24 protein-coding genes are annotated in these 26812 nt (G+C 42.6%); 10 read left to right on the top strand and 14 right to left on the bottom strand.

Annotated features, from left to right (window positions below):
• Positions 1 to 393: 393 nt before the first annotated feature.
• The gene (gene ybjG / locus AACX68_RS16070) at positions 394 to 1002 is read right to left on the bottom strand and encodes an undecaprenyl-diphosphate phosphatase (protein WP_228859783.1); all 609 of its coding nucleotides are present in this window, start codon (positions 1000 to 1002) and stop codon (positions 394 to 396) included.
• A 462-nt stretch (positions 1003 to 1464) separates the two neighbouring features.
• Positions 1465 to 1728, bottom strand: a complete 264-nt coding sequence (locus tag AACX68_RS16065) for a GrxA family glutaredoxin (RefSeq protein WP_086953673.1) — start codon at positions 1726 to 1728, stop codon at positions 1465 to 1467.
• 201 nt (positions 1729 to 1929) lie between these two features.
• Here AACX68_RS16065 and AACX68_RS16060 point away from each other — a divergent pair, with 201 nt between their 5' ends.
• The 3 genes from AACX68_RS16060 (at position 1930) to rlmC (ending at position 3996) form a co-directional block, all read left to right on the top strand.
• Positions 1930 to 2241 carry a YbjC family protein gene (locus AACX68_RS16060; protein ID WP_228859782.1) on the top strand — a complete coding sequence of 104 codons (312 nt, stop codon included), beginning with the start codon at positions 1930 to 1932 and terminating at the stop codon, positions 2239 to 2241.
• A gap of 82 nt (positions 2242 to 2323) precedes the next feature.
• Complete coding sequence (locus AACX68_RS16055) at positions 2324 to 2839, top strand: YbjN domain-containing protein (RefSeq protein WP_228859781.1); 516 nt, start codon at positions 2324 to 2326, stop codon at positions 2837 to 2839.
• A 23-nt stretch (positions 2840 to 2862) separates the two neighbouring features.
• Positions 2863 to 3996, top strand: coding sequence for a 23S rRNA (uracil(747)-C(5))-methyltransferase RlmC (gene rlmC / locus AACX68_RS16050; protein ID WP_228859780.1), 1134 nt, complete (start codon positions 2863 to 2865; stop codon positions 3994 to 3996).
• 77 nt (positions 3997 to 4073) lie between these two features.
• On the opposite strand, the gene artM is transcribed toward rlmC, so the two are convergent.
• The 6 genes from artM to cspD form a co-directional block, all read right to left on the bottom strand.
• Positions 4074 to 4742 (bottom strand): arginine ABC transporter permease ArtM, encoded by a 669-nt coding sequence (artM, locus tag AACX68_RS16045; RefSeq protein ID WP_228859779.1) that lies wholly within the window; start codon positions 4740 to 4742, stop codon positions 4074 to 4076.
• Positions 4735 to 5457 carry an arginine ABC transporter permease ArtQ gene (gene artQ / locus AACX68_RS16040; protein WP_228859778.1) on the bottom strand — a complete coding sequence of 241 codons (723 nt, stop codon included), beginning with the start codon at positions 5455 to 5457 and terminating at the stop codon, positions 4735 to 4737. The genes artM and artQ overlap by 8 nt, the downstream gene beginning before the upstream one ends.
• A gap of 10 nt (positions 5458 to 5467) precedes the next feature.
• On the bottom strand, positions 5468 to 6211 hold the full coding sequence (artJ, locus tag AACX68_RS16035; RefSeq protein ID WP_228859777.1) for an arginine ABC transporter substrate-binding protein: 744 nt from the start codon (positions 6209 to 6211) through the stop codon (positions 5468 to 5470).
• Between the two features lie 82 nt (positions 6212 to 6293).
• Positions 6294 to 7022 carry an arginine ABC transporter ATP-binding protein ArtP gene (gene artP / locus AACX68_RS16030; protein WP_228859776.1) on the bottom strand — a complete coding sequence of 243 codons (729 nt, stop codon included), beginning with the start codon at positions 7020 to 7022 and terminating at the stop codon, positions 6294 to 6296.
• Positions 7023 to 7226: 204 nt separating this feature from the next.
• A complete protein-coding gene (locus AACX68_RS16025) occupies positions 7227 to 8129 on the bottom strand; it encodes a lysine exporter LysO family protein (protein ID WP_228859775.1) in 903 nt (300 codons plus the stop codon).
• A 515-nt stretch (positions 8130 to 8644) separates the two neighbouring features.
• Positions 8645 to 8881, bottom strand: a complete 237-nt coding sequence (cspD, locus tag AACX68_RS16020) for a cold shock-like protein CspD (RefSeq protein ID WP_099110679.1) — start codon at positions 8879 to 8881, stop codon at positions 8645 to 8647.
• A gap of 324 nt (positions 8882 to 9205) precedes the next feature.
• Between cspD and clpS the strand changes: the two genes are divergently transcribed.
• Positions 9206 to 9526, top strand: coding sequence for an ATP-dependent Clp protease adapter ClpS (gene clpS / locus AACX68_RS16015; RefSeq protein WP_228859774.1), 321 nt, complete (start codon positions 9206 to 9208; stop codon positions 9524 to 9526).
• Positions 9527 to 9556: 30 nt separating this feature from the next.
• Complete coding sequence (clpA, locus tag AACX68_RS16010) at positions 9557 to 11842, top strand: ATP-dependent Clp protease ATP-binding subunit ClpA (RefSeq protein WP_228859773.1); 2286 nt, start codon at positions 9557 to 9559, stop codon at positions 11840 to 11842.
• Between the two features lie 98 nt (positions 11843 to 11940).
• Here the strand turns inward: clpA and infA are convergent, their stop codons facing one another.
• The 5 genes from infA to trxB all read right to left on the bottom strand — a co-directional run bounded on the left by infA (position 11941) and on the right by trxB (position 17679).
• Positions 11941 to 12159, bottom strand: coding sequence for a translation initiation factor IF-1 (gene infA, locus AACX68_RS16005; RefSeq protein ID WP_004244560.1), 219 nt, complete (start codon positions 12157 to 12159; stop codon positions 11941 to 11943).
• Between the two features lie 154 nt (positions 12160 to 12313).
• Positions 12314 to 13003, bottom strand: coding sequence for a leucyl/phenylalanyl-tRNA--protein transferase (aat, locus tag AACX68_RS16000; protein ID WP_228859772.1), 690 nt, complete (start codon positions 13001 to 13003; stop codon positions 12314 to 12316).
• An 8-nt stretch (positions 13004 to 13011) separates the two neighbouring features.
• Positions 13012 to 14754, bottom strand: coding sequence for a heme ABC transporter ATP-binding protein/permease CydC (gene cydC / locus AACX68_RS15995; RefSeq protein WP_228859771.1), 1743 nt, complete (start codon positions 14752 to 14754; stop codon positions 13012 to 13014).
• A 2-nt stretch (positions 14755 to 14756) separates the two neighbouring features.
• A complete protein-coding gene (cydD, locus tag AACX68_RS15990; RefSeq protein ID WP_228859770.1) occupies positions 14757 to 16526 on the bottom strand; it encodes a heme ABC transporter permease/ATP-binding protein CydD in 1770 nt (589 codons plus the stop codon).
• A 193-nt stretch (positions 16527 to 16719) separates the two neighbouring features.
• A complete protein-coding gene (trxB, locus tag AACX68_RS15985) occupies positions 16720 to 17679 on the bottom strand; it encodes a thioredoxin-disulfide reductase (protein ID WP_099121267.1) in 960 nt (319 codons plus the stop codon).
• A 652-nt stretch (positions 17680 to 18331) separates the two neighbouring features.
• Between trxB and lrp the strand changes: the two genes are divergently transcribed.
• The 5 genes from lrp to serS all read left to right on the top strand — a co-directional run bounded on the left by lrp (position 18332) and on the right by serS (position 25833).
• On the top strand, positions 18332 to 18826 hold the full coding sequence (gene lrp / locus AACX68_RS15980) for a leucine-responsive transcriptional regulator Lrp (protein WP_004256338.1): 495 nt from the start codon (positions 18332 to 18334) through the stop codon (positions 18824 to 18826).
• Between the two features lie 139 nt (positions 18827 to 18965).
• Complete coding sequence (locus tag AACX68_RS15975; RefSeq protein WP_228859769.1) at positions 18966 to 22430, top strand: DNA translocase FtsK 4TM domain-containing protein; 3465 nt, start codon at positions 18966 to 18968, stop codon at positions 22428 to 22430.
• 28 nt (positions 22431 to 22458) lie between these two features.
• Positions 22459 to 23070, top strand: a complete 612-nt coding sequence (gene lolA / locus AACX68_RS15970; RefSeq protein WP_228859768.1) for an outer membrane lipoprotein chaperone LolA — start codon at positions 22459 to 22461, stop codon at positions 23068 to 23070.
• Between the two features lie 7 nt (positions 23071 to 23077).
• Positions 23078 to 24421 carry a replication-associated recombination protein A gene (locus AACX68_RS15965; protein WP_228859767.1) on the top strand — a complete coding sequence of 448 codons (1344 nt, stop codon included), beginning with the start codon at positions 23078 to 23080 and terminating at the stop codon, positions 24419 to 24421.
• 122 nt (positions 24422 to 24543) lie between these two features.
• Positions 24544 to 25833 (top strand): serine--tRNA ligase, encoded by a 1290-nt coding sequence (gene serS / locus AACX68_RS15960; RefSeq protein WP_228859766.1) that lies wholly within the window; start codon positions 24544 to 24546, stop codon positions 25831 to 25833.
• A gap of 132 nt (positions 25834 to 25965) precedes the next feature.
• On the opposite strand, the gene AACX68_RS15955 is transcribed toward serS, so the two are convergent.
• A complete protein-coding gene (locus AACX68_RS15955; RefSeq protein ID WP_228859765.1) occupies positions 25966 to 26793 on the bottom strand; it encodes a BPSS1780 family membrane protein in 828 nt (275 codons plus the stop codon).
• Positions 26794 to 26812 lie beyond the last annotated feature (19 nt).

Raw genomic sequence — 26812 nt, 5'->3', positions numbered from 1 at the left:
TAATTCCAATTAAAGTGGTTAATATTAGTTCTTATAATTTGAAATATAAATTTCATTTATCTTATTTGATTGTATCATGCTGAAATAAAAGTAAAATAATCCTGCTTTTTGGTTTGACATAAGATGTGAGTTTTATGAATCGGAATTTAGTTCTTAGTATTATAACTTAATAAACATCTTAATTTTAAACAGCCATCATATGAAAGGGAATTATCATTGGTTATTTTTTATGTAGAAAGAGTAATGATATTTCATTGTGTGATGTTATATATAGCGAAGCGTTTTATGATGACTGAGGGGCTTCATATCGATACCTGTTGTTTTTCAAGTTGTAGCTGACAAAACTACAACTTGAAATTTATTGGATATTTTTCCTTCTGAGGCAAAGATAAGCTAACTTTGCACCCAGCCTCTTTTAATCAAAAAGGAACAGAAAAATTGATAAAGGAAAGTTAGCTTATTTTGTAAAAATGAACCGTATAGATGCCAGAATATTTGGGAAAATGCACACCCCATCAGGCTGACTAAAAAAGCGCCAACCATGTCAATTGGCCAGTGAACGCCAACATAAACCCGCGCCCACACGATAGCACAAGCAATAACCATCAGACACAACCCTGACCAGATACGGTGCCAGAAAAGAAATGCCAGTGAGAACGTAAACACAGCTGTACCGTGGTTACTGGGGAATGAAGCTGTAGGCGCATGAGCGAGAAAGTTATAGCCAACCCCTTCAACAAACGGGCGGGCATGAGGAACAAGTGCTCCAATAATTGTTGATGCGGTTATGGCAAAGGCAAAAGCAATACAGGATTTACTGACAACAACACGTTGATGTGAGATGGCCTCTTTTTTCCCCCAAAGCCAGAAAACTGCCAGTGTTATGGGATATACATACACCAGATATTTTGCAATAAAGATTGAAAACATGATCATGCCTGATGATGAATCTGGTGTTGCATTGATAAGGTTAAACAAATCGTGGTTCAGTTGTTCTAGCAAAATGAGCCTCACACGTGCCTTGAAGTAAAAATGTGATAACGTGTTTATCAATTTATCGGTAAAAACAATAATTTTAGCATGCGGATCAGTAAAGTGATATCGCCTTCATTTATCATTTTATTTAATGATTGTTGCTGTTAGGTAGGTCAATAATGTATTCATGATATGGGATAAGTTGTTTTTCACTCATTTACACCCCCGTATAAACAAAAAACCCGATAGTCTTTAACCAAAGGGGATGACTATCGGGCTCCTCAATATGGGGACATCAAAGAAAAGCAGTGGCACTAATTGAGACTGTACGAAAACCTGAAAGTTCTCACGATCGTAAAAAAATTACATAATTTTTTCTATCTGGTGGGATTTTTGAATGGTGTGGTCTGGAATTTCTTTTGGAATTAATGAGATATTTGCTGCTCAAGCTAAGAGAATTCTTTTGCCTGAACAGCAATGGTGTTGCGATTATTTATACAGTTCTAGATTTTCTTTGGCGTAGGCTTCAAAGTCAGTGCAACCGCCAATGTGTGTTTCATCAATGAAAATCTGGGGAACGGTCTCAACAGTTTTGCCTACCGTTTTTGACAAGTCTTCTTTGGTGATACCCTCTGCCAAGATATCTACATAGCGGTAATCAAAGTCTTCACGCTCTGTTTTTAATTTTTCAGCCAGTTCTTTTGCGCGGACACAGTATGGGCAACCAGGGCGACCAAAAATGACAGTGTACATATAAACTCCTTAAGTAGTAATGATCATGGGCTACATTGATATGTCATCTTGAGTTACTATGCCTGTAAGTGTCGGTAAAAAAAAGCAGGAATTTCCTTTCGCTTTAATTAGTCCTGCCAATACAAGTGGTTCAGGTATGATTATCTGGTGAGATATGGTCAAAATTTATCACCCGTATCAGATTTGGAAGGTAGTCAACAAATGAAGAAAAGTATATCAAAAGAGATGCGTTCGTTGGCTGATATGCCAAAGCTAGTTATTTTATTGGAAATATTGGGTATCGGGTTATTAGCGTTAGTCTATTTATCGATAACTGATAGTCTAATTCTATCACCTTTATTAATGACGACAGAAGCACACGTTGCTATGATCTTATTGGGTATCGGCTGTTTGATTCCCGCAGCTATCCATATTATCTGGCGTGCGATCTATAATCTCTCTTTTTTAGGTATTGATCATAAGAAAGAGGGTAGCAATCATCGGGTTGTTTCTGATGGAGAAAAAACAAAATAGGTTAACGATTTCATGTTGCTATCCTAATAGAGCGTTTTCTGAAGGTAGCAGGTGTCACTTTTAGTCATATGAGGTTGATTCAATGGATTCTATGGTTACCCCAAATTTAGCAACATTACGTAATTGGCTTGATAAGCTGAAAATTTCTTATTTTGAAAATGAAGCAGGCCAGGTATTGCATTTGCCTCATATGCAGAACATTGAAGGCCTGTTTGATGCCAAGATTGATCTGCTGGGGGATGTTGTCTTTTTCTCCGCTTTGGCAGAAGTCCGGCCAACAGCGATCATTCCATTGGTTGCGAATCTGAGCCAGATTAATGCCAATTCTCTGACTGTGAAGGCATTCCTTGATATTCAGGATGAAAATTTGCCAAAACTTATTGTTTGTCAGTCATTTCCTATCGCCGCCGGTATGACGTTCCAGCAATTCTCTCATTTTCTGAAACTCGGTGAGGAGCAAATTGCCAATGTGATCTTTGAAGTTCACAGTAACAATTTCCTTTATGTCACGAGTGATATGGAAAATGAAATGGAAGTAGAAGATGAAGAAGATGAGGCACAGGCTTCGACAGAAACATCGACGTTTACCTTGCACTAATATTTTTTAAGTGGTTTTTTACAATGCAGTGTGCGCAGTATACCGCGGGGCATTGTCACTCCTGCCAGTGGCTTGATAAGTCCTATTTAAATCAGTTATCAGATAAACAAGAACATTTACAACAGCTTTTACGAGATACTCCGAACACGCGCTGGCAACCCCCTGTTGCCAGCCAGCTCAGTGAGTTCCGTAATAAAGCTAAAATGGTCGTGAGTGGCAGTGTTGAGCGCCCGCTGCTCGGAATGCTGCATAGGGATGGTAGAACAGTCGATCTTTGTGGCTGTCCTTTGTATCCGCAACACTTTCAGCCAGTCTTTGACGTAATAAAAATATTTATTGCGAAAGCGGGATTAGTCCCATACAACGTTGCACGTAAAAAAGGTGAACTGAAATACATTCTGTTGACCGAAAGCCGGGCTGATAAAGAAATGATGCTGAGGTTTGTGTTACGTTCAGAAATAAAACTGGAACAGTTACAACGATCCTTACCCTGGTTACAGGAACAGTTACCACAGCTGACGGTAATTTCTGCGAATATCCAACCGACACATATGGCGATCCTTGAAGGTGAAAAAGAGATTATTTTCACTGAAAAGAAAATGTTGAAGGAAAATTTCAATAATATTCCGTTGTATATTCGGCCCCGGAGTTTCTTCCAGACGAATCCGGCTATTGCTTCGCAGTTATATATGACAGCAGGGCAGTGGGTCAGGGAGCTGAATATAGGCAGTATGTGGGATCTGTTTTGTGGCGCGGGAGGTTTTGGTCTGCATTGTGCAGATAAAGAAACCAAGCTGACAGGCATTGAAATCAGTGAGGAAGCTATTGCCTGTGCCAGAAATTCAGCTGACAGTCTCGGGCTCAAACATGTTGAGTTTCAGGCCCTGGATTCTACGCATTTCGCTCTTGAGAAATCGCAAACTCCGGAGTTGGTATTAGTTAACCCGCCTCGAAGGGGAATTGGTAAAGAACTTTGCCAGTATCTTAACCGAATGGCACCTGAGTATATTCTTTATTCAAGTTGTAATGCGGAAACGATGGCAAAAGATATCACCATGCTCGAACGATACCGAATAGAAAAAGTGCAGTTATTCGATATGTTTCCACACACTGAGCATTATGAAACACTGGCTTTGTTGGTTCTGAATAAGGGTTAGCCCGTAATAAGGAATAGCTTCCATTGTTGGTAATCAGCAATGGAAGCAAAGACACACCATAAATAGTGGTTGGTTGTTTAATTGCGTTGCTCAAATGATAGTGTACGCCGTTCAAAAGTACGCATCAGCAATGTTAAAAGACCATTTATGCAGAGGTAAATGATACCTGCTGCAACAAAAACGGTTGCATCATAACTGCGGCCAAATTGTAGCTGGCTGTATCCCATAATATCCAACAGAGTAATCGTACTGGCCAGTGAGGTGCTTTTGAAAATTAACACAACTTCGTTTGAGTAGGACGAGAGTGCTCTTTTGAAGGCATACGGCAGCAATATGCGCATAGAGTGTGCCTGTGACATACCAAGTGCATAACAGGATTGCCATTGTCCTTCCGGGATTGCTTTAACTGCCCCATAAAAAAGTTGAGTGGAATATGCTGCGCTATTTAGCGCCAGCGTCACCATCGCACAGAGCCACGGCTCGGACATTAACTGCCATAACCACGGGTATGCTTTTATGGCTGGAAATTGTCCGGGACCATAGTAAATCAAAAAAAATTGTACGAGTAAGGGAGTGCCGGTAAATAGTGTTATATAGCCTTTCACCAATTGCGAGAGCACCGGCAGTTTCATTGTCAGAATGACAGTCAGGATGACTGATAGCATAAACGCCGCCAGCAATGCTGTGAAAGTCAAACTCAGGCTGGTGTGCAGGCCCGGTAAGATATCCTTTATATACTCAAGCATCAGAAGCACTCCGTTCAAAATGAGTCGCACGTACTTCAAGTCGTTTAAGGATAAGTTGGCTCACCAGTGTGATAACTAAATAGATGATTGCGGCAACCATGTACCAGGTGAATGGCTCTTGTGTGCGAGTGGCGATACTTTTTGTTTGTAACATCAAATCATTAACGCTGATTAATGAGACTAGAGCTGTGTCCTTTAATAAAACTAACCATTGATTACCTAATCCGGGTAAAGCATGACGCCACATTTGCGGCATGACCAGCCGGAAAAAGATGCGGCTTTGGCTTAATCCCAGTGCCTGACCCGCTTCCCTTTGCCCGATAGGAATAGCCTTTAATGCTCCTCTTATTGTCTGGGATGCATAGGCAGAATAAAGGAGGGAAAGCGCAATGACACCGCACAGGAAAGGGCTGACGTCAAAATTATCAATTTCCATCTGTATTCTGAACTGCCAGACTACAAGATTGATATCAAGACCTTCAGATAAAATGATAAGAAGCTGTGAACTTCCGAAGTAGATAAAAAGGACCACCAGAATTTCAGGTAATCCCCGGATCAGGGTAACCCAGCAGGAGCCTAAAAGTGCAAAGGTTTTCCAGCGGGAAGATTCCCAGCCAGCAAAAATCATTGCCAGAATCAAACCGGCTATAAGAGAGGAAACAGCAAGGCCGACGGTGATACCGGCGGCACTAATTAAAGATTGAAATTCATTCATTGGAGTTCAATTAATTATTTTTGCCAAACCATTTTTCGTAGATGGTGTCATAAGTGCCATCCTGTCTGATTTCTGCCAGAGCCTTATTCAGCTTATTTAATAAGTCTGTATTGCCCTTACGAACAGCGATACCTAAACCTGTGCCAAAGTAATCTTTATCAGTGACTTTCTCACCAATGGTACCTAGCTCTTTATTCTTTTTCAGCCATTCATTGACAACAGCAGTGTCACCAAATATTGCATCAACACGGCCATTTTTCAGATCGAGAATTGCATTCTGGTAGCTATCATATGGCACTGTTTGTAGCTCTTTATGCTGTTCCATCAGGTATTTTTGATGTGTCGTGCCATTCTGAGTACCTACTAATTTGCCTTTTAATTCATCAATTTTGGAAAACTTGCCTTTGACAGTTACAAAATTGGCGGAGTTATCATAATAAGTATCAGTAAAATCAACCTGTTTTTTTCTGTCAGGCGTAATATCGATACCTGCCATTAACACATCAACGCGACGGAATTTCAGGCTGGGAATAAGACTGTCAAAGGCCTGATTGGTGAAACTACATTCAGCATTAAGTTTCTTACACATTGCATCTGCCAGATCTACATCGAAGCCCTGAATTTTGTTGTCATCACCCACGAATTCAAATGGAGGATAAGTTGCTTCAGTCGCGAAACGCAGAGTTTCTTTCTCCGCTGCGGTTGCTGATAGAGTGACTGTGGTTAATAAAGCTGCAAGCAAGAATTTTTTCATAGCCATGTCCTGTAACTGATGATCATGTGATTGATGGTTATTTTTCTGAAATTATCTGTATGGCTGGCTCAGTATGCCAAACTTAGTGTGACAAATAATGAGCAAAAGCTTCGGTTTGAGGCTTTAAAAAATGACTTGCATCACCTTTTTCTATAATTCGTCCTTTTTCCATGTAGATAACCTGGCTGGCTGTTTTGCGGGCAAGTTCCACTTCATGTGTCACAATAATTTGGGTAATTCCTGTTTCTGCCAGTTCTTTTATGATGTCAACGACCTGAGATGTGATTTCGGGATCAAGTGCAGCTGTTGGTTCATCAAATAACAGCACCTGAGGTTCCATCATTAGCGCACGTGCAATAGCGACCCGTTGTTGTTGCCCCCCTGATAAGTGCAGCGGAAAGCGATTAGCAAACTCTTCAAGACGAAGACGGGAAAGTAATTTGGCTGCTTTTTCCATGGATTGCGGTTTGGATAACCCCTGCACCCGACAGGGAGCTTCAGTCAGGTTATCCATTACGGTTAAATGTGGCCATAAGTTATATTGCTGAAAAACCATCCCTACATTCTGCCGCAGGGCACGGATTTCTTTTGCGTTAGGGGGTTGTTTAAAATCAAACTGATGCTTTGCTACACTTAACTGACCGGAACGAGGCATCTCAAGTAAATTAAGGACTCGCAGTAAGGAGCTTTTGCCTGCACCACTAGGCCCAAGCAGAACGACGGTTTCCCCTGATCCACATTCAAAATTGATATCAAACAGAGCCTGATTAATTCCATAGAAACAATTGATATTTTTTAATTGGATTTTCATGCGAAAACTATGAATAGTTAATTAGTTGATGGGATATTAATCCCAAAAGAATAACTATGCAATAATGTGCGTGTAAAATCGTTGTTTTAGTCAGTTTTATGGATTTAATAATCAGGTTGTGTTCTTTTTTTACCTTTTGTTAGGTACTGTTTTTAGCATAAATATAAGATTATTAAATAACGTTATGCGTTTATTTATATAAATCTATTGGGTAAAAAATGCGATAAATATAGGCGTCATCAGGCTTAAAATGAAACCGTGAACGATGGCTGCGGGTACAATACTTATACCCCCACAACGCTGTAATATGGGTAATGTGAAATCGATTGATGCAGCTCCGGTTAAACCTAGTGCAGTTGAGCGATAGCGATTGATTAGCATGGGAAGGAGCATAATAGATGCCAGTTCACGAGCCAGATCATTAAAAAAAGCTGTACTGCCAAATACTGGCCCGTAGGCATCAGAAATTAAAATGCCGGAAAGAGAATACCAGCCATATCCGGATGCAATAGCCAAGCCAGTCTTGGTTGGTAAGCCAAGCAGGAATGCTGCTATCATGCCACCAATAAGTGAACTGATAGCGACAATAATCGCAACAACAGCTCCACGGCGATTCATGAATGTTTGCTTTAGGCTCAAGCCGTTATTACGTAGTTGGATACCAACAAAAAACAGTAAGAAAATTAAGGTGATTTCACTGGCCTTGCCGGCAAAATTAAACCATGACCATTCAGTCAGACCGAGCAAAAAACCGAATATCAGTGCACCACATAATTTGATGGAGTCAAGTGCCATATGCAGGCGGGAAGGGGGACTTTCCTGTTTATGTCCTGTAATAATCCACGGTTCTTTTTTATCCAGAAAAAAAAGCGCAAGCCAGTTAGTTGCAAATATGCACAGAAAAAATGTCATCGCATACAGTAGGATAGAAAGCAAATTACTACCCAGATTATCCAGCATTGCAAGACTGATCCCCATCAGCAGGAGAATGAGATAAACCATGACATTGAGCAATTGGTGAACTCTGGTAAGTATCGTTTTGTTATTTAGGCGAATCAGATAACCCAGGCTCAATGGAAGGAGGATAATTAGTAATCCTGAAAACATGTCACATATCCTTATAATAAACGTCTTTTAATCTGGCTTTATACGCTCGTCTTTCAAGTTGCTTTTTTTTGTTGAAGGGCATACTTCGAAATCCATTGGTATATCTTTGACTGGTCATAAAAACCAAAAAAGCTGTAACAACAAATAATTCACACTATTATAACATGTCGGGGAAAGGGAAACCTACTGAAATTCAGCCCGTTTTTGCTATCCTGTCATTTGAGGTTCACAAAAAATCAAGTAAATTCAAAGCAAAACAGGGTAATATCTTTTTGTATAGTATGGAACACGGCTGTCTTAGAGATATGCGTCAGTTATGACTGATATTTGATGATAAAACTCTCCTGATTTTTACATCTGTTTCATTTAAATCCAATTGATTTACATCATACTCAATTATATTTATTGTGACTAAACACGAGTAGGTTCTTAGGGGAGGGAGACAGTGAGGTTATCCGCTGAATAACACGCCACAAACAAAGGGGGAATTTACCTGTGGCGTGTGAATTACGAAACTATTGGTTACTCTTTTTTAATTTTGAGCCATCTTCCAAAGGAACAATAACACAGGCATGATTGCCTTTAGGACCTTGATTAACGCTGAAATTCACTTTTTGCCCGGCTTTCAGCGTCCTATAACCATCCATCTGAATGGTTGAATAGTGAGCAAATATATCTTCACCGCCACTTGCCGGGCAAATAAAGCCAAAGCCCTTCGCATTATTGAACCATTTAACTGTACCTGTTTCCATACTTCTCTATCCCTCGTATTATGATTTCGGGTTTAGGAATCACTAAAAATTTCAGGATCATGAACAGTCGTCCAGCTAGGAATGGTGTTCATAAAATACACTGTAGTGAAATTCATTTTATCGTCAAGTGCAGAAGTTATGACAGGTTGTCTCAAATCGCCAAAGTTTGATATAGATAACGGTATCAGACTTTTAGGTGGAATACTGGCCCTGATCGTCTACGGGAATAAGCAGAGTGCTTTATGTAGTGATAAAATATATAGAGGTAGAACGAATTAGTTCATACTAAAATCCGATAGAAAGATAATACTCAGTGGAAAGACAATGAGTCAGTTTTATAACAGTTTGAATCTTGAAGAATTTATAGAAGATAAAGAAAAGCAAGCGCTACAGCCGCCATCTATGTACAAGATAATTTTGAATAATGATGACTATACCCCCATGGAGTTTGTGGTTGACGTATTACAAAAGTTCTTTTCTTATGATATTGAACGAGCAACGCAACTAATGCTGGATGTCCATTACCAAGGGAAGGCAATTTGCGGTATTTATACAGCAGAGGTCGCAGAAACTAAAGCTGCGCAAGTGAACATGTATGCTAAGGAGCACGAGCATCCGTTACTTTGCACGCTGGAAAAAGTCTGATCTGGCTTATTGATTTTGGAGGAGGTGCTTATGCTCAATCAAGAATTGGAGCTGAGTCTCAACATTGCTTTTGCCAAAGCAAGGGATAACAGACATGAATTTATGACTGTCGAGCACCTGCTACTGGCGTTGTTAAGTAACACATCAGCGCGAGAAGCACTGGAGGCTTGTAAGGTCGAGCTGGCAGTTTTACGCCAGGAACTGGAAAATTTTATTACTCAAACAACCCCTTTATTACCAGAGAATGATGATCGGGATACCCAGCCAACATTGAGCTTTCAGCGTGTGTTGCAACGAGCGGTGTTTCATGTTCAATCTTCAGGCCGCTCAGAAGTTTCCGGGGCGAATGTACTGGTTGCAATTTTTAGTGAACAAGAATCTCAGGCGGCTTACTTACTGCGCAAGCATGACGTCAGTCGGCTGGATGTTGTGAATTTTATATCTCACGGAACACGTAAAGATGAGCTCGATAATGAGAGTCATCATAATGTTAATCCAGTTCAGGAAGAACAAGCGATAGGTGAGGATAGATTGGAAAATTTCACTACAAATCTGAATCAATCTGCACAAAAAGGGCAAATTGATCCGCTGGTTGGTCGTCAGCATGAATTGGAAAGAACAATTCAGGTGCTGTGCCGCCGGCGCAAAAATAACCCATTGCTTGTTGGGGAATCCGGAGTCGGTAAAACTGCGATTGCTGAAGGGCTTGCCTGGCGCATCGTGCAAAAAGATGTTCCGGCAGTGATGAAGGATTGCACAATTTACTCGCTGGATATTGGTTCATTGTTGGCAGGGACAAAATATCGAGGTGATTTTGAGAAGCGCTTCAAAACCTTGTTAAAAACTCTGGAACAGGACAGTAAAAGTATTCTCTTTATTGACGAAATCCATACCATTATCGGGGCTGGTGCCGCTTCGGGGGGGCAGGTGGATGCAGCTAATCTGATTAAGCCTCTTTTATCCAGCGGTCGTATTCGCGTGATTGGTTCGACAACCTATCAGGAATTCAGCAATATTTTTGAAAAAGATCGCGCTCTGGCCCGTCGGTTTCAGAAGATCGATATTCTGGAGCCTTCTTCCGAAGAAACAGTACAGATCATTAATGGGTTACGTGCTAAGTATGAGGCGCATCACGATGTGCGCTACACAGCAAAAGCTATTCGGGCAGCTGTTGAACTGTCGGTGAAATATATCACCGATCGCCATTTGCCGGATAAAGCCATTGATGTGATTGATGAAGCAGGTGCGCGTACAAGGTTAGTTCCAGTCAGCCGCCGCAGAAAAACCATTAATGTTGCGGATATTGAGTCAGTCGTTGCCCGTATTGCCCGTATTCCGGAGAAAACTGTTTCAGCCAGTGATAAAGATGTCTTGAGAACACTGGATGATCGTTTGAAAATGCTGGTGTTTGGTCAGGACAAAGCGATTGGTGTATTAACCGAAGCCATCAAAATGAGCCGTGCCGGGCTGAGGCAGGAGCACAAACCTGTTGGTTCTTTCCTGTTTGCCGGGCCTACAGGCGTTGGTAAAACAGAAGTTACAGTACAGTTGGCGAAGGTCCTCAATATCAAATTATTAAGATTTGATATGTCTGAATATATGGAGCGTCATACTGTCAGTCGCTTGATAGGTGCTCCGCCAGGTTATGTTGGTTATGATCAGGGTGGTTTATTGACAGATGCTATTATTAAGCACCCTCATTCTGTATTGTTGCTTGATGAGATTGAAAAGGCCCATCCGGATGTGTTCAATATCCTGCTTCAGGTGATGGATAACGGAACGTTGACTGATAACAATGGCCGGAAGGCAGATTTCCGTAATGTTATTCTGGTGATGACAACCAATGCGGGCGTACGTGAAATACAGCGTAAATCCATTGGGTTCACTGAACAGGATAATAGCATTGATGGAATGGCTGAGATCAAACGAACCTTTACCCCCGAATTTCGCAATCGTCTTGATAGTATTATCTGGTTTGACTCACTTTCTGCGGAAGTTATTCAACAAGTGGTTGATAAATTCATTGTTGAATTGCAGGTTCAATTGGATGAAAAAGGTGTGTCTCTGGAAATCAGCACGGATGCCCGTCAGTGGTTATGTGATAAAGGGTATGATAAAGCGATGGGTGCCCGTCCGATGGCCCGTGTGATTCAGGATAGCCTGAAAAAGCCATTAGCTAACGAGTTGTTGTTTGGCTCTTTAGTACATGGAGGTTCAGTCAGAATTAGTCTTGATAAAGATAAAAGTGCACTGAAATACGATTTCAAAAGCGTACAAAAATCAAACAAGAAAAAATCAGAAGATGCCGTACTATAATCAGTACGGTATATGCAAAACTAGCAACTAAGTTAAGAGCAACACCACAGGCGAATGTTGAAAATACATAACCTGTGGTGTGTAAGAAGGTATCGGAATCAGCGGCTACGGAAGATGATACGGCCTTTGCTCAGGTCATATGGAGTTAGTTCAACTGTAACCTTGTCTCCAGTCAGGATGCGGATATAGTTTTTACGCATTTTGCCTGAAATATGAGCAGTAACGACGTGTCCGTTCTCTAATTCGACACGAAACATGGTGTTTGGCAGTGTGTCTAACACAGTACCTTGCATTTCAATATTGTCTTCTTTGGCCATCTAATCCTCTAAATGTAACAACCATAGTTTTTAACCGGCAAGATAATGCCGAAAAACCCTCATTATGTAAAGGAATGTCGTATTTTACACCATTATTTTCCTCATAATGGTATTGACACTCCCACCGTGAACAGCATAAACCACCAAGTATTGACTATAACTCCAGCGTTTGCGTATCCCAACAGCCAGTTTGCAATGATTGCTTTTGGTATTGGTCAAGATGCCGGAGAAATTCTTTCCTTGGAATATTTTTGGCGCCCAGTGATTCTGTATGGTGGTTTAGCACCTGGCAATCAAACAGTTGGCCGCCATGACGCAAAAAATGGTGATAGAATGCCACAAAAGCGCACTTGGATGCATTCTCCATTTTGCTAAACATCGATTCACCGCAAAATAGTGTTCCTATATTAACACCATATAACCCGCCGACGAGCTGTTGTTTATGCCAAACTTCAACTGAGTGAGCTAAACCTTCCTGATGCAGGGTTTGGTAACCCAACTGAATGTCAGAACCGATCCATGTGCCTTCTTGTCTCTGGGCACAACCATAGACTACCTGTTCAAAAGCATAGTTTACCGTAATTTGGTAAGGATGTTTGCGAATAAAACGTCGCAAAGTTCGGCCGGTATGTAATTCTCCAGGGATCAGGACAGCCCTGGGGTCGGGAGACCACCACAAAGGAAGTTCATTCGGTGAAAACCACGGAAAAATGCCTTTGCGATATGCAGTCTTTAATCGTTCTGCACTTAGATCACCCCCAAATGCTAACAAGCCATTTGGTTCTGCCAGTGCAGTATCTGGATGAGGAAATTCATATGAGTTATCCAATTGAGCTATCAACATAAAACTTATTACTCCTGATCAGGATAGCTCTGTCGTTGATAGAATTGGTAGTAGCGTCCTTGTTGGGACAATAACACATCGTGTTGTCCTTGCTCAATGATACGTCCCCCATCCATCACACAGATCCGATCCATGTGTTGTAAGCCTGTTAACCGATGGGTAATTACAATAAGTGTTTTATCCTGACAATTATGGCGTAATAGCGCCAAAATTTGTTGTTCAGTATCTGCATCAAGCCCTTCTGTTGGTTCATCCAGAAGCATGAGTGGTGAGTTATGCAGTAAGGCTCTGGCAATACCCAAGCGGCGTTGTTCACCACCTGAAAGCTGACGCCCGCCTTCGCCCATCCAACAGTTTAGCTTTTCATTGTTTTCTAGCAAGTTTCCTAAGCCGACCTGTTGTAATACCGTTGCTAATTCTTCATCTGTAGCCCCCGGTTTTGCCATCAACAGATTTTCACGCAGAGTATGGCTGAACACATGTATCCGCTGAGGAACGACTGATATCATTGATCTCAGCGTGGCTTCATCATAAAGAGAAATAGCCTGCTGGTTGAGTAGAATTTCTCCGTTATCAACATCCCACGCCCGGGTTAATAATTGTAAAAGAGTCGATTTACCGCAGCCAGTTTTACCCAATAAGGCGATATGTTCACCTGCCTGAAGAGACAGTGAAACATTCTGCAATACAGGCATAAGCTGGTTAGGATAAGTGAATTCTATATTTTTTATCTCAAGACTGAGATTGCCTGTATTTTTTGGCCCATTAGCAGGAAAGGTGACTTCTGCTTTCTGATGCATTAGTTGAGAAACACGGGTTGCTGACGAGATCACCTGTCCCATGTGCTGGAATGCAACAGTAACTGGTCCCAGGGATTCAAACGCTGAAAGGGCACAGAATGTAAACAGGGCAATCAATGCACCGGGTTGATTATTTCCGCCTACATCTGCTGCTGCCAGCCACAGTATTAATGTTACCGTCATGCCAGTAGCAAAAATCATGATGGCCTGAGAAAGTCCGGTCAGGTTGGCTTGCTGTTGCTGGCTTTTTAGCCATTGATATTCAACTTCGGACATTGTCTGGCGGAAACGTTTAAGAGCACCGAAAACGGTTAGTTCTGCTTGACCCTGTAATGTGCTGGTGAGTAAAGTTCGATACTGCCCACGTAATGCTGTGATATTCCTGCCATAAGGTTTACCCGCATGATAAAACACAAAAGGTAAGATCAGTAATAATCCCAGCATAATACCGCCGAGAGTATAGGCGAGAGTCCAGTCAAGAAAGCCTAGACCGAATGTCAGAACTACAATCACAGCGAGTGCAGCAAGCAATGGAGACAGGACACGAAGATAGAGGTGATCTAATGTTTCTACATCAGCCACAATTCTGTTTAGTAGTTCTCCCTGACGAAAACGGGCAATCCCTCCCGGCGAAAGTGGCAGGATCTTCTGAAAGGTAAATACCCGCAGATGGGCCAACACTCGAAATGTAGCATCATGACTAACCAGTCGTTCTCCATAACGTCCGGCAGTACGGAAAATTGCGGCTCCCCGGACACCCGCAGCAGGCAGCATGTAATTAAAGGTATATTTTCCGGCAAAGCCCGCCACAGCCGTACCGGCCAGAAACCAGCCAGACAGTGTAAGTAAGCCAATACTGGCTAACAGAGTTAGTGTTGCCAGAATCATCCCTAAGCTGATGAGAAACCAGTGGCGACGATATAGTGCGAGAAATGGAAGTAATATACGCATGATTAAAGCTCCATACTGCGATGGGACAACAGACGGGAAAATGCGCCTTGAGATTGTCTCAGGCTTTCATAGTTGCCTTTTTCGATAATGAGTCCACTTTCCATCACCCAGATTTGATCATATTCCGGCGTTTCTTCCAGTAAGTGTGTAACCAACAGTGTGGTTTGCTGACGGGATGCCTGATTCAAGGCTGTCATTACCCGTTGCTCACTGTGAGCATCGAGACTGGCGGCGGGTTCGTCCAGCAGCAGAAGCTGGCAGGGATGCAATAAAGTTCTGGCAACAGAAATACGCTGTGCCTGCCCAACAGATAGCCGTGCTGCATTATCACCAATAACGGTGTTTATGCCATCGGGCAGTTCAGAGACAAACTCCGTAACATAGGCTTGTTGCATGACACTCTGAATTTGTTCCTGTGTCGCATCAAACTGACCAAGACGAATATTATCAAGTATGGTCTGTTCTGGCAGGTGAGGGTTTTGCCCAACCCAGCTTAATTGTTCACGCCATTTGTCGAGATCAAGTTCATTGAGTTCACTTCCATTGATTTTTAGTGAGCCGCGATAAGGAAGAAAACCGAGTAAAACATTGATAAGAGAACTTTTCCCCGCGCCGCTTTTACCCACTAATGCAATACGCTGATGTTGCTCAACCGTAAAGTTCAAAGGGCCGGCAAGACGATGACCATCATGCGACAAAATTTCCAGTTCATGTGCTTCAATACTGACAGCATTTTTATCTGACAGGATTTTTTTACCGTCGTATGAGGCATGTTCCTCATCGCTGGTTAGCAGCGTGAAAAGTGATTCCGCCGCACCGACAGCCTGAGCTTTAGCATGGTAGAAAGTGCCCAGATCACGTAGCGGCTGAAAAAATTCCGGCGCAAGGATAAGCGCCAGAAAACCGGCAAATAATGTGACACCAAGGCCATAACTGCCAAAATGCAATTCTCCCAGATAAGAAAAACCAAAATAGACAGCGACAACGGCAATAGAAACAGCAGCAAAAAACTCTAATACCGCAGAAGATAAAAACGCCATGCGCAGCACTTCCATCGTTCTGAGGCGGAAATCTTCGGTTGATTCGGTAATTTGCTTAACTTCAGCTTTTCCCCGATGGAATAAGCGCAATGTTTCGAGACCACGCAAACGATCAAGAAAATTACCGCTTAATCGGCTGAGTGCAGTAAAATTGCGTCGGTTAGCATCTGCTGCTCCTAATCCGACTAATGCCATAAAAAGCGGAATCAAAGGTGCTGTTACCAATAAAATAACACCGGCAGCCCAATTGATTGGAAATACTGTCATCAGAATAAGCACTGGAATAGTGGCTGCGAGGGTCATTTGAGGTAAATAGCGGGAATAAAAATCCTGCATATCCTCGATCTGTTCCAGGATAATTGTTGCCCAGCTGCCAGCAGGTTTACCTTTTACCCAGACAGGCCCTAATTGGGTCAGCTTATCCAAAACCATGCTGCGGATTTGCTGACGTACAACCTTGCCACAGATAAAGCCGATACGCTCCCGAATAGCACTGACAACCGCTCGCAGGGTAAAAGAAGCCAGTAGCATCGCAAATTGGCTGATGAGATTTTCACGGGGAACATGATCCATGATAAGCGCCTGAAGAATGGAAGCGAGCAGCCAGGCCTGAGAGATAATCAGTAGGCCACTAATCAGGCCCAATAGCATGGATAGACGAAGCCATCGACGAGCTGGAGTACTTTGTTGCTTCAGCCATCGAACCAGTTCAGATTGTCTTGTTTTGTCCATAAGAAAAATTTCAGATTAACAGATGATACAAAGTATCAAAACAAGCTGGTAACCACATTGCCAGCTTCCGCGCACTATTTTATTTACAACACCATGCTATCTATAACACTATGCTATCTACAAAATGTTACTTACAAAAAATGCGCCCTGTTAAAAAGCGCTACCGGAATAGCGCCTTTAAGGGAAGATAATTTTATTTTGTTGCCAGCCCGTCCAGAAAACGTTCAGCATCCAGTGCTGCCATACAGCCAGTACCGGCAGATGTAATCGCCTGACGATAAACATGGTCCATTACATCACCAGCGGCAAAAATACCCGGAATGGAAGTCTGAGTGGCATTTCCGTGCAACCCTGACTGGACTTTGATATAACCGTTTTCCAGTTCAAGCTGCCCTGCAAAAATATCGGTATTCGGACTGTGGCCGATAGCAATGAAAACACCGGCAACATCCAGTTCTTCAGTGTTATCGCTCTTAGTATCGCGGATACGAACACCTGTTACACCCATTTCATCACCCAAAACTTCGTCCAGAGTGCGGTCCGTATGCAGGATAATATTGCCGTTTTTAACTTTATCCATCAAACGGTCAATCAGGATCTTCTCTGAGCGGAAAGTATCACGACGGTGTATCAGGTGAACTTCAGATGCAATGTTTGCCAGATACAATGCTTCTTCAACAGCGGTATTACCACCACCGACAACTGCAACTTTTTGTTTACGGTAGAAGAAACCATCACAGGTTGCACAGGCAGAAACACCACGCCCCTTGAATTCTTCCTCGGAAGGTAAGCCTAAATAGCGAGCCGAAGCACCAGTTGCGATGATCAGAGCATCACAGCTATATTCTTGATCATCACCATACAGATGGAATGGTCTTTTTGAGAAATCAACTTTCCGAATGTGGTCGGAAACAATTTCTGTCTGAAACTTTTCAGCGTGCTGGAACATACGTTCCATCAAGCCAGGGCCTGTCAGCCCTTCAGGGTCACCGGGCCAGTTTTCAACTTCAGTCGTGGTGGTTAATTGGCCGCCTTTCTCAACCCCTGTAATGAGTACGGGACTTAGATTAGCACGGGCTGCATAAACAGCAGCAGTATAACCAGCAGGACCTGAGCCAAGAATGATGAGCTTACTGTGTTTGGCTGTACTCATGAATACCTCATTTCCATTATCACATATCGTGGATTTAGGGATTGTAGGAGAAATGATAAGTTAAAAAAAGCGATTATCAGATAAAATATTCATGTTATTAACGATTTTACCGATAGATAGTAACTATGATGTAATGGGAATGTAAGGAGTAAGTGCTTAACATTTTGAATTGAACATCATTTATGCGTTTTAGTCATGAAACGAGCGGCTAAGGCGATTTACCGAAAATTTGTTTGGTATGTTGTTCTGATTTTTGTTCATTTACTTTGACAATCGGCTATGCATTTGCGAAAACATCTGTGTAAGAGATAATTATCTACCTCGCTAATCAATTGTTTCTATAGAATAGACAATTCTGAGGGGATGATTTTCTCATAGAATATTAAAAATTGCCGATAAGCTGCTTTCTGGGAAACCCAATGTTTTGGGAAAATCGTGTTTTGGGAAATTACATTCTGGAAGACGGTGTTCTAGTAAGTCGTATTTTGGTTAATCGAGTTCTGGGAAATTGTGTTCTGGAAGATTACGTGCAGGCCCCAAACCTTGGTTACAGATTGAGCTTTAGCCTTTGAAGACATCTTTTCCAGCTCAACTGCTTAAAAGAGATAGGGAAAATGTTATGGGTGTAGGAATATAAAGAGAGAGCAATAAGATGATAGATAATAAGAAGCGTCCAGGAAAAGATCTTGATCGCATAGACCGTAATATCCTTAATGAATTGCAGAAAGACGGCCGTATTTCTAATGTGGAATTATCCAAACGAGTAGGTTTATCACCAACTCCTTGTCTGGAGCGTGTACGTCGTTTAGAGCGTCAGGGTTTTATTTCTGGTTATACGGCGTTGTTGAATCCTCACTACCTGGATGCATCATTGCTGGTATTCGTTGAAATCACCCTGAATCGCGGAGCAGCGGATGTTTTTGAGCAGTTTAATACTGCTGTACAAAAACTTGAAGAAATTCAAGAGTGTCATTTAGTTTCTGGAGATTTTGACTACTTACTGAAAACACGTGTACCAGATATGTCTGCGTACCGTAAATTGCTGGGTGAAACCCTGCTACGCCTCCCGGGTGTTAACGATACTCGTACTTATGTAGTTATGGAAGAAGTGAAACAGAGTAACCGTCTGGTAATTAAGACTCGTTAAGCTTTTGTCTACAATGTACAGTGTATAGATGCAAAACAGGAAAAAGTTAGGTACACTCCTGTCTATGCATACAGTTTCAACGCTGAGCTGCCCTCAGCGTTGTTCCGTTTAATCTACAGGAAAACCTGGAGAGCCTTTCTTGAACCAGGAATATACAGAAGACAAACGTGTTAAATTAAAAAGAGTCAGCAGTAGCCGCAGGCTTCTGGAAGCCATTCTGTTGGTTATTGCTATATGTGCCGTCTACTTAATGGTAGCACTTGTCAGTTTTCACCCTTCCGATCCCAGCTGGTCCCAAACTGCCTGGCATGAACCTGTCCATAATTTAGCTGGCAGTGTTGGTGCGTGGTTATCAGATATATTATTTTCCGCATTCGGTATTCTTGCCTATGCAGTCCCGCCATTGATCTTTTTAGGGTGTTGGAATGCTTTCCGTCAGAAAGATAGGCAAGAGTATGTAGATTTTTTCACGCTCGCATTACGTATTATTGGTGCTTTGGCACTTATCCTGACTTCATGTGGTTTAGCAGAACTTAATATTGATGATTTCAATGATTTTGCGTCAGGTGGTGTAGTTGGCAGTTTATTCAGTAACGCCGTTTTGCCGTGGCTCAATATTCTGGGTACGACTCTGGCCCTGCTTGGTATCTGGGTTATCGGATTTACGCTATTTACTGGCTGGTCCTGGCTTACTATTGCAGAAAAGATTGGCGCTTGTATTCTCGATTCAATTAGCGTTGTGCTTAATCGTAGTCGTCCTGAGTCTGAATATGATGAAGAACAGGAAGAGCTGACACTGGAAAAAGAAGCAGTCTCTGCTTCCTCTGGAGCTGAAAAAGAATCTGGTCATAACGGGAATAAACCTGCTACCACTGACATTATGCAGAATTCAGGTATTGTCGATGAAGACGATGCGTTGTTGGCAACACCAACGGTAGCAGAATTAGCGAATATTGACTCAAAGCAGCCAGAAAGCGAAAAATCAGAAGAAAGCCTTTCTCCTGTCAGTATTTCATCTGAAAGTGTTGCATCTGAGAATACTTCATTTGAGCCTCTGGTTTCTATTGTTCCTGAGACTACTCAGGCTATATCAGAACAGGCTGAGAATACTCAGGAAGCAGAACCTACCCGTTATACATTTGAACTGCCGGGTGATGAGCAAACAAGGAATATAACGGCAGAGTTCAGTAATGCATCGCATACTGTGCCGGAACCAGACCTATCTCCAGCCAATATTCATTCACCTACAGTGGATATAGAGCAGGATATTTTAGCCGTGTCGCCATCACCTGATAACGATGATGAGTTGCAGCGTCCGGTAACAACTCCTGCTGTACCAGTAAGAAACCCTCAGGTAAAACAAGGTATTGGTCCCGAGATGCCGAGGCCTAACCCGGTACGGATACCGACTCGCCGTGAATTATATGGCGTTAAAGTTCCTTCTCATCGTTTGGCTGAACATTTGCAGCGAAAAGAAAAAGAGAGACAGGAAGAGCTTAATGCTGAGGCTGAAGAACAGAAAATGGATGCGCAACAACAAGATATGCTGCGCCAGCAATTTCTTGATCAGCAACGTGAGCGTTACGGCAGTGATGTTGAGAAAGAGCCTGTTTTTGGTAACACATATGACGATACAGCGGTAGAGGCTCCAGCTGAGCTACCTATCAGTAATGTTGACGAGCAGGCAGAGCAGGAAGAAATGTTGCGGCAAGCATTTGAGCAGCAGCAGAGTGAGCGCTACCAAAACCAGACTACCGCTTTACAACAGCCTGAAAAATCTGTGTTTGAATATCTTTCGCAAATTGATAGTTCAGATAAATCAGAGCCGACAGAGCCACTCTTTATGCCATCGGCGTTCATACCCGTAGAAGATATTGCACAACCAGAACAGGAAAAAAATATTTTCCCTGTTTCAAGTGGTTCAGCAATTTATTCTGTTCCGAGTACTTCTCATGAGGCAGAAATCCGGCATAATTTTGCGCAGCAACCGCAGCAACCGCAGCAACCGCAGCAACCGCAGCAACCGCAGCAACCGCAGCAACCGCAGCAACCGCAGCAACCGCAGCAAAGCCTGTTCCATCCGTTTTTGGTGCGTAATGATCAACCATTACCTAAACCAACGACACCGATGCCTTCTCTCGATCTTCTGGCAGCTCCGCCAGCAGAAGAAGAACCTGTCGACATGTTCGCTCTGGAACAGACTTCACGTTTAATTGAATCCCGCCTGAATGATTATCGGGTCAAGGCTGATGTTGTCGGGTTTTCGCCAGGCCCTGTGATTACCCGGTTCGAGCTGGATCTGGCTCCCGGCGTTAAAGCTTCGCGTATTTCCAATCTATCCCGTGATCTTGCTCGTTCACTTTCGGCTGTAGCTGTCAGGATTGTAGAAGTGATACCGGGGCTGCCTTATGTCGGTCTGGAGTTACCCAATAAGAAACGTCAGACCGTTTATCTGCGAGAAGTATTGGACTGCGAAAAATTCCGTGATAACCCCTCACCTTTAACTATTGTTTTAGGGAAGGATATCGGGGGGCAGCCTGTTGTGGCTGATTTAGGGAAGATGCCGCACTTACTGGTTGCAGGGACGACCGGCTCGGGTAAATCTGTGGGGGTTAATGCGATGATCCTCAGCATCCTGTATAAAGCAAAACCCGAAGATGTTCGCTTTATCATGATCGACCCGAAAATGCTTGAACTGTCTGTTTATGAAGGCATACCTCATCTGTTGACTGAAGTCGTTACAGATATGAAAGATGCTGCTAACGCATTGCGTTGGTGTGTTAATGAGATGGAACGCCGTTATAAACTGATGTCAGCTTTAGGTGTACGCAATATTGCAGGTTATAACGATAAGATCAAACAGGCTGAGCAAATGGGTCGTCCTATTCCTGATCCATTCTGGAAACCCGGTGACAGTATGGATGTGGAACATCCTGTTCTGAAAAAAGAGCCTTATATCGTTGTGATGGTCGATGAGTTTGCCGACCTAATGATGACGGTAGGGAAAAAAGTAGAAGAATTGATCGCCCGTCTGGCCCAGAAAGCAAGGGCGGCAGGCATCCATCTGGTACTGGCAACACAGCGTCCTTCTGTTGACATTATTACAGGTCTGATTAAGGCTAATATTCCTACGCGAATTGCATTCACCGTTTCCAGCAAAATTGATTCCCGTACTATTCTTGATCAGGGTGGTGCAGAATCATTGCTTGGTATGGGGGATATGCTTTATTTAGCGCCAAATTCATCTATTCCTGTACGTGTTCACGGGGCTTTCGTGCGTGATCAGGAAGTTCATGAAGTTGTTAATGACTGGAAGGCACGTGGTCGCCCTCAATATATTGATAGTATTATTAAAGGGGGTGAGGATGGCGAAGGCGGTTTGGGATTGGATAGTGATGAAGAGTTGGATCCTCTGTTCGATCAGGCGGTAGAATTTGTGATTGAAAAACGTCGGGTGTCTATTTCCGGAGTACAACGCCAATTCCGCATTGGCTATAACCGGGCAGCCCGTATCGTAGAACAGATGGAAGCTCAGCAAATTGTCAGTACGCCGGGTCATAATGGTAATCGTGAAGTTTTAGCTCCTCCGCCACACGAACACTGATAATAATATGAATTGAAGGTACTCACACATGAAAAAACTGATGTTGATTGGCTGTCTGATGATGGGATTGAGCGTGAGTTCTGCATGGGCTGATGCTGCCCATGATTTGCAGGAACGTTTGAGTAAGGTAAATAGCTTTCATGCAAATTTTACCCAGACAGTTACCAGTAATGATGGCTCAGCGATACAAAATGGTGAAGGTCAACTTTGGGTTAAACGCCCTAATTTATTTAACTGGCATATGACATCACCTGATGAAAGTACTTTGATTTCTGACGGAAAGACATTGTGGTTTTATAATCCTTTTGTTGAACAAGTTACTGCTAATTGGCTGAAAGATGCTACGGGGAATACGCCATTTATGTTGATTGCCCGTAATGATTCAGCTGATTGGAAACAATACAAAGTGAGCCAAAATGGCAATCACTTTGAGTTGACACCCAAGAGTGCTAGCAGGAATCTTAAGTATTTTTCAATCACAGTGACACCAGACGGCACTATTCAGAAATTTACTGCTGTTGAACAAGATGGTCAGAAAAGTGCTTATCAGTTGAAAGGGCAGCAGAATACGAGTGTAGATGCGTCAAAATTTAAATTCACTCTGCCAGAAGGTGTGACGCTGGACGATCAACGCCAGTGAGGTTTAATTGAACAATCTTTCTCTTGATTTTTCACAGAATGAATTTCAGCCATTGGCCGCAAAAATGCGGCCAATCACGTTAGATCACTACATTGGTCAGCAGCATTTGTTAGCAGAAGGTAAACCCTTACCAAGAGCTATTCGTGCGGGTCAACTCCATTCCATGATTTTATGGGGACCTCCCGGCACGGGAAAGACCACATTAGCTGAAATCATTGGTTATTATGCGCAGGCAGATATTGAACGTATTTCTGCGGTGACTTCTGGTATCAAAGAGATCCGGGAATCCATCGAAAAAGCACGGCAAAATCGCAATGCAGGTCGTAGAACAATTCTATTTGTTGATGAAGTTCACCGATTTAATAAAAGCCAGCAAGATGCATTTTTGCCACATATTGAAGATGGCACAATTACATTTATTGGCGCGACAACCGAAAATCCCTCTTTTGAATTAAATTCAGCTCTATTATCACGGGCACGAGTCTATTTACTGAAATCCCTTTCGCCAGCAGAAATAGAACAAGTTCTGACTCAGGCCATAAATGATAAAGAACGTGGTCTTGGCGGACAAAATATTGTGTTGCCGGAAGATACCCGGCAGATACTTGCAGAGCTGGTAGCCGGTGATGCGCGCCGCTCACTGAATCTGCTGGAAATGATGTCGGATATGGCAGAAATTGATGCGGAAGGCCAGCGGATTCTGACAATTGGACTTCTCAAAGAAGTCAGTGGGGAAAGAAGTGCACGCTTTGATAATAAAGGTGACAGATATTACGATTTAATATCGGCCTTGCATAAATCAATCCGCGGCTCAGCACCGGATGCTGCACTATATTGGTATGCGCGGATTATTACTGCCGGCGGTGATCCCCTTTATGTTGCCCGACGTTTACTGGCGATAGCTTCTGAAGATGTTGGTAATGCAGATCCTCGTGGGATGCAGGTAGCCATTGCTGCATGGGATTGTTTCACGCGTGTCGGAGCCGCAGAAGGAGAGCGGGCCATTGCGCAGGCGATTGTTTATCTTGCTTGTGCTCCTAAAAGCAACGCTGTTTATACTGCATTTAAAGCGGCTATGGCCGATGCTCAGGAGAAGCCTGATTATGATGTCCCGGCTCATTTGCGTAATGCCCCAACGAAGCTGATGAAAGAGATGGGCTATGGTGAAGCATACCGTTATGCCCATGATGAGCCGAATGCTTATGCTGCCGGAGAGATTTATTTTCCGCCTGAGATGCAAAAGTCACGCTATTACCATCCGACTAACAGAGGATTGGAAGGTAAGATAGGTGAAAAATTAAACTGGCTAATGGAACAGGATCAAAATAGTCCAATAAAACGCTATCGTTAATGTGGCTGATACGGTAATGTTGGTACGTTATAAAACTTTTATCAGTCTGCTTAATCCAGACTGATTTTATTACTGTTTTACCAATAACTTTTTTCTCAATAACAAACAAGCACAGGAATAGCATGCTCGATCCAAATATGCTGCGTAATGAGCTAGACGCAGTCGCCGAAAAACTGGCTCGCAGGGGTTATACCCTTGATGTGGAGACGGTGCGTAAACAAGAAGAGCGCCGTAAAGTTTTACAAGTTGAAACTGAAACCCTGCAAGCAGAACGTAATTCCCGATCGAAATCTATTGGTGCAGCGAAAGCCCGTGGTGAGGATATTGAACCACTGCGTCAGGAAGTCAATCAATTGGGAGAAAAGCTGGATACAGCAAAAGCGGAATTGGAAGCATTACAGGTTGAGATCCGTGATCTTGCACTGAGTATGCCGAATATTCCTGATGATTCTTCTCCTGATGGTAAAGATGACAGCGATAACGTAGAGATCAGCCGTTGGGGTGAGCCGCATCAGTATAATTTTGAAGTGAAAGATCACGTATCATTGGGTGAATTGACTGATGGTCTTGATTTTGCGGCAGCAGTGAAATTAACCGGTGCGCGTTTTGTGGTAATGAAAGGTCAGATTGCCCGTTTGCACCGTGCATTGGCGCAGTTTATGCTGGATTTGCATACTGAACAGCATGGTTATCTGGAAACCTATGTTCCTTATCTGGTTAATCATGACACTCTGTTTGGTACAGGTCAGCTGCCTAAATTTGGTGAAGATTTATTCCACACTAAAGCGCTGGAAGAAGAATCTGGTAGTAACTATGCACTGATCCCGACTGCGGAAGTACCGGTGACTAACTTAGTGCGTGGTGAAATTCTGGATGAGAAAGATCTTCCTTTGAGAATGACAGCACATACACCTTGCTTCCGATCTGAAGCGGGATCTTATGGTCGTGATACCCGTGGCCTGATCCGTATGCACCAGTTTGATAAAATCGAGCTGGTTCAGATTGTCCATCCTGAGAAATCAATGGAAGCACTGGAAGAACTGACGGGACATGCGGAAAAAGTATTGCAGTTACTGAACCTGCCGTACCGTAAGATGTTGCTGTGTACCGGAGATATGAGTGCAAGTTCAAGAAAAACTTACGATTTGGAAGTTTGGTTACCGGCTCAAAATACTTATCGTGAAATTTCATCTTGCTCTAACACATGGGATTATCAGGCTCGCCGTATGCAAGCTCGTTTCCGCGGTAAAGATGATAAGAAAACCCAGCTGGTACACACACTGAATGGCTCAGGTCTGGCTGTTGGCCGAACTCTGGTTGCAGTGATGGAAAATTATCAGCAGGAAGATGGCCGAATTGAAGTTCCGGTAATATTGCGTCCTTATATGAATGGACTGGAATATATTGGTTAATAACTGAGTATTCTTAGTAATAAAAAAGCGCCTAGTGAGGCGCTTTTTTATTTAATGACATATACGTTTTTAGTTAGAGAAAAATAATAAACACTGAAATAGCACTTATTATAGATATTGAAAGAAAAAACTTTAGACAATTAAATCTGATTGTGTTTGTTTTTCTTCCTGTGCATAAAAAATGCTGCGGTACGTTGTATAATAAACAATAAGGCTCATGGGCAAGGTGATAATGAAGCCTAAAAGTAAGGGGATTGCTGATGCAAACATCATAATACCCATGAGTAAGAAAAACAGAAAACCACCCAATAAATTTTTCTTTACAGCACTCAGACTCATTGACACTGCGTCACCAAATTTCAGATTATTGATAATAATCAGTGCAGGGGCAAACCAGATAAATGCAAGAGCAATAATGGCGAAAACACAGAACACAAGACACGCCCACATAATTGAGGGAATAGTCCCAATTAGTAGTTCTGGATCTAGTTCTGCATTTATATCCTGAGCGGCTAAAATCAAATCTATCATCCCTATGCCCGCAATGAGAACAGCAGCCACAGCCCCAAGTGCACAGATGCCTAAATAAAGAGCACCAACAGCAACCAGTGAACCTAATTTTTCTTTAAACCCGTAAAAGAGTAAATCTATTTTAAAATTCCCCGTAGTTCTTTGCTTCTCAGCGGCTGCGATAATACCTGCAACAAATACAGGACTAAACAAAGTTAAGATATAATTGAGCAGAGGAATAACACTCAATCCTCCAAGAATTAACATATAGATAAATGTAAACAGTATCCATTGCGATGGATTTGCTTTAAACATCTTCCATGCATCACCGATCCACTCTGTTGCAGCTCCGGCACCTACGGACTGTCCTTCACGAATGAAAATCTCTTTTTCTTTGATAAGGGAAACATTTTGTTCCCCATAATTTAAATTAATATTTTGATTATCCATTTCTTTTACTTAATTTGAT

The sequence above is a fragment of the Xenorhabdus sp. PB61.4 genome, assembly GCF_963894935.1.
GTDB lineage: Bacteria > Pseudomonadota > Gammaproteobacteria > Enterobacterales > Enterobacteriaceae > Xenorhabdus > Xenorhabdus stockiae.
The sequence above is the reverse complement of the archived record's forward strand: the minus strand, read 5'-3'. Positions and strand labels throughout refer to the sequence as shown.

What these genes read in the sequence shown, in the direction of transcription:
- rlmC (WP_228859780.1), top strand. Translation starts at nt 2,863, where the DNA reads ATGCAGTGTGCGCAGTATACCGCGGGGCATTGTCACTCCTGCCAGTGG.
- lolA (WP_228859768.1), top strand. Translation starts at nt 22,459, where the DNA reads ATGAAAAAACTGATGTTGATTGGCTGTCTGATGATGGGATTGAGCGTG.
- clpS (WP_228859774.1), top strand. Translation starts at nt 9,206, where the DNA reads ATGAGTCAGTTTTATAACAGTTTGAATCTTGAAGAATTTATAGAAGAT.
- AACX68_RS16055 (WP_228859781.1), top strand. Translation starts at nt 2,324, where the DNA reads ATGGATTCTATGGTTACCCCAAATTTAGCAACATTACGTAATTGGCTT.
- serS (WP_228859766.1), top strand. Translation starts at nt 24,544, where the DNA reads ATGCTCGATCCAAATATGCTGCGTAATGAGCTAGACGCAGTCGCCGAA.
- AACX68_RS16025 (WP_228859775.1), bottom strand. Translation starts at nt 8,129, where the DNA reads ATGTTTTCAGGATTACTAATTATCCTCCTTCCATTGAGCCTGGGTTAT.
- cydC (WP_228859771.1), bottom strand. Translation starts at nt 14,754, where the DNA reads ATGCGTATATTACTTCCATTTCTCGCACTATATCGTCGCCACTGGTTT.
- artM (WP_228859779.1), bottom strand. Translation starts at nt 4,742, where the DNA reads ATGCTTGAGTATATAAAGGATATCTTACCGGGCCTGCACACCAGCCTG.
- lrp (WP_004256338.1), top strand. Translation starts at nt 18,332, where the DNA reads ATGATAGATAATAAGAAGCGTCCAGGAAAAGATCTTGATCGCATAGAC.
- AACX68_RS16065 (WP_086953673.1), bottom strand. Translation starts at nt 1,728, where the DNA reads ATGTACACTGTCATTTTTGGTCGCCCTGGTTGCCCATACTGTGTCCGC.
- infA (WP_004244560.1), bottom strand. Translation starts at nt 12,159, where the DNA reads ATGGCCAAAGAAGACAATATTGAAATGCAAGGTACTGTGTTAGACACA.
- trxB (WP_099121267.1), bottom strand. Translation starts at nt 17,679, where the DNA reads ATGAGTACAGCCAAACACAGTAAGCTCATCATTCTTGGCTCAGGTCCT.
- artP (WP_228859776.1), bottom strand. Translation starts at nt 7,022, where the DNA reads ATGAAAATCCAATTAAAAAATATCAATTGTTTCTATGGAATTAATCAG.
- AACX68_RS16060 (WP_228859782.1), top strand. Translation starts at nt 1,930, where the DNA reads ATGAAGAAAAGTATATCAAAAGAGATGCGTTCGTTGGCTGATATGCCA.
- aat (WP_228859772.1), bottom strand. Translation starts at nt 13,003, where the DNA reads ATGTTGATAGCTCAATTGGATAACTCATATGAATTTCCTCATCCAGAT.
- AACX68_RS15955 (WP_228859765.1), bottom strand. Translation starts at nt 26,793, where the DNA reads ATGGATAATCAAAATATTAATTTAAATTATGGGGAACAAAATGTTTCC.
- cydD (WP_228859770.1), bottom strand. Translation starts at nt 16,526, where the DNA reads ATGGACAAAACAAGACAATCTGAACTGGTTCGATGGCTGAAGCAACAA.
- artQ (WP_228859778.1), bottom strand. Translation starts at nt 5,457, where the DNA reads ATGAATGAATTTCAATCTTTAATTAGTGCCGCCGGTATCACCGTCGGC.
- cspD (WP_099110679.1), bottom strand. Translation starts at nt 8,881, where the DNA reads ATGGAAACAGGTACAGTTAAATGGTTCAATAATGCGAAGGGCTTTGGC.
- clpA (WP_228859773.1), top strand. Translation starts at nt 9,557, where the DNA reads ATGCTCAATCAAGAATTGGAGCTGAGTCTCAACATTGCTTTTGCCAAA.
- artJ (WP_228859777.1), bottom strand. Translation starts at nt 6,211, where the DNA reads ATGAAAAAATTCTTGCTTGCAGCTTTATTAACCACAGTCACTCTATCA.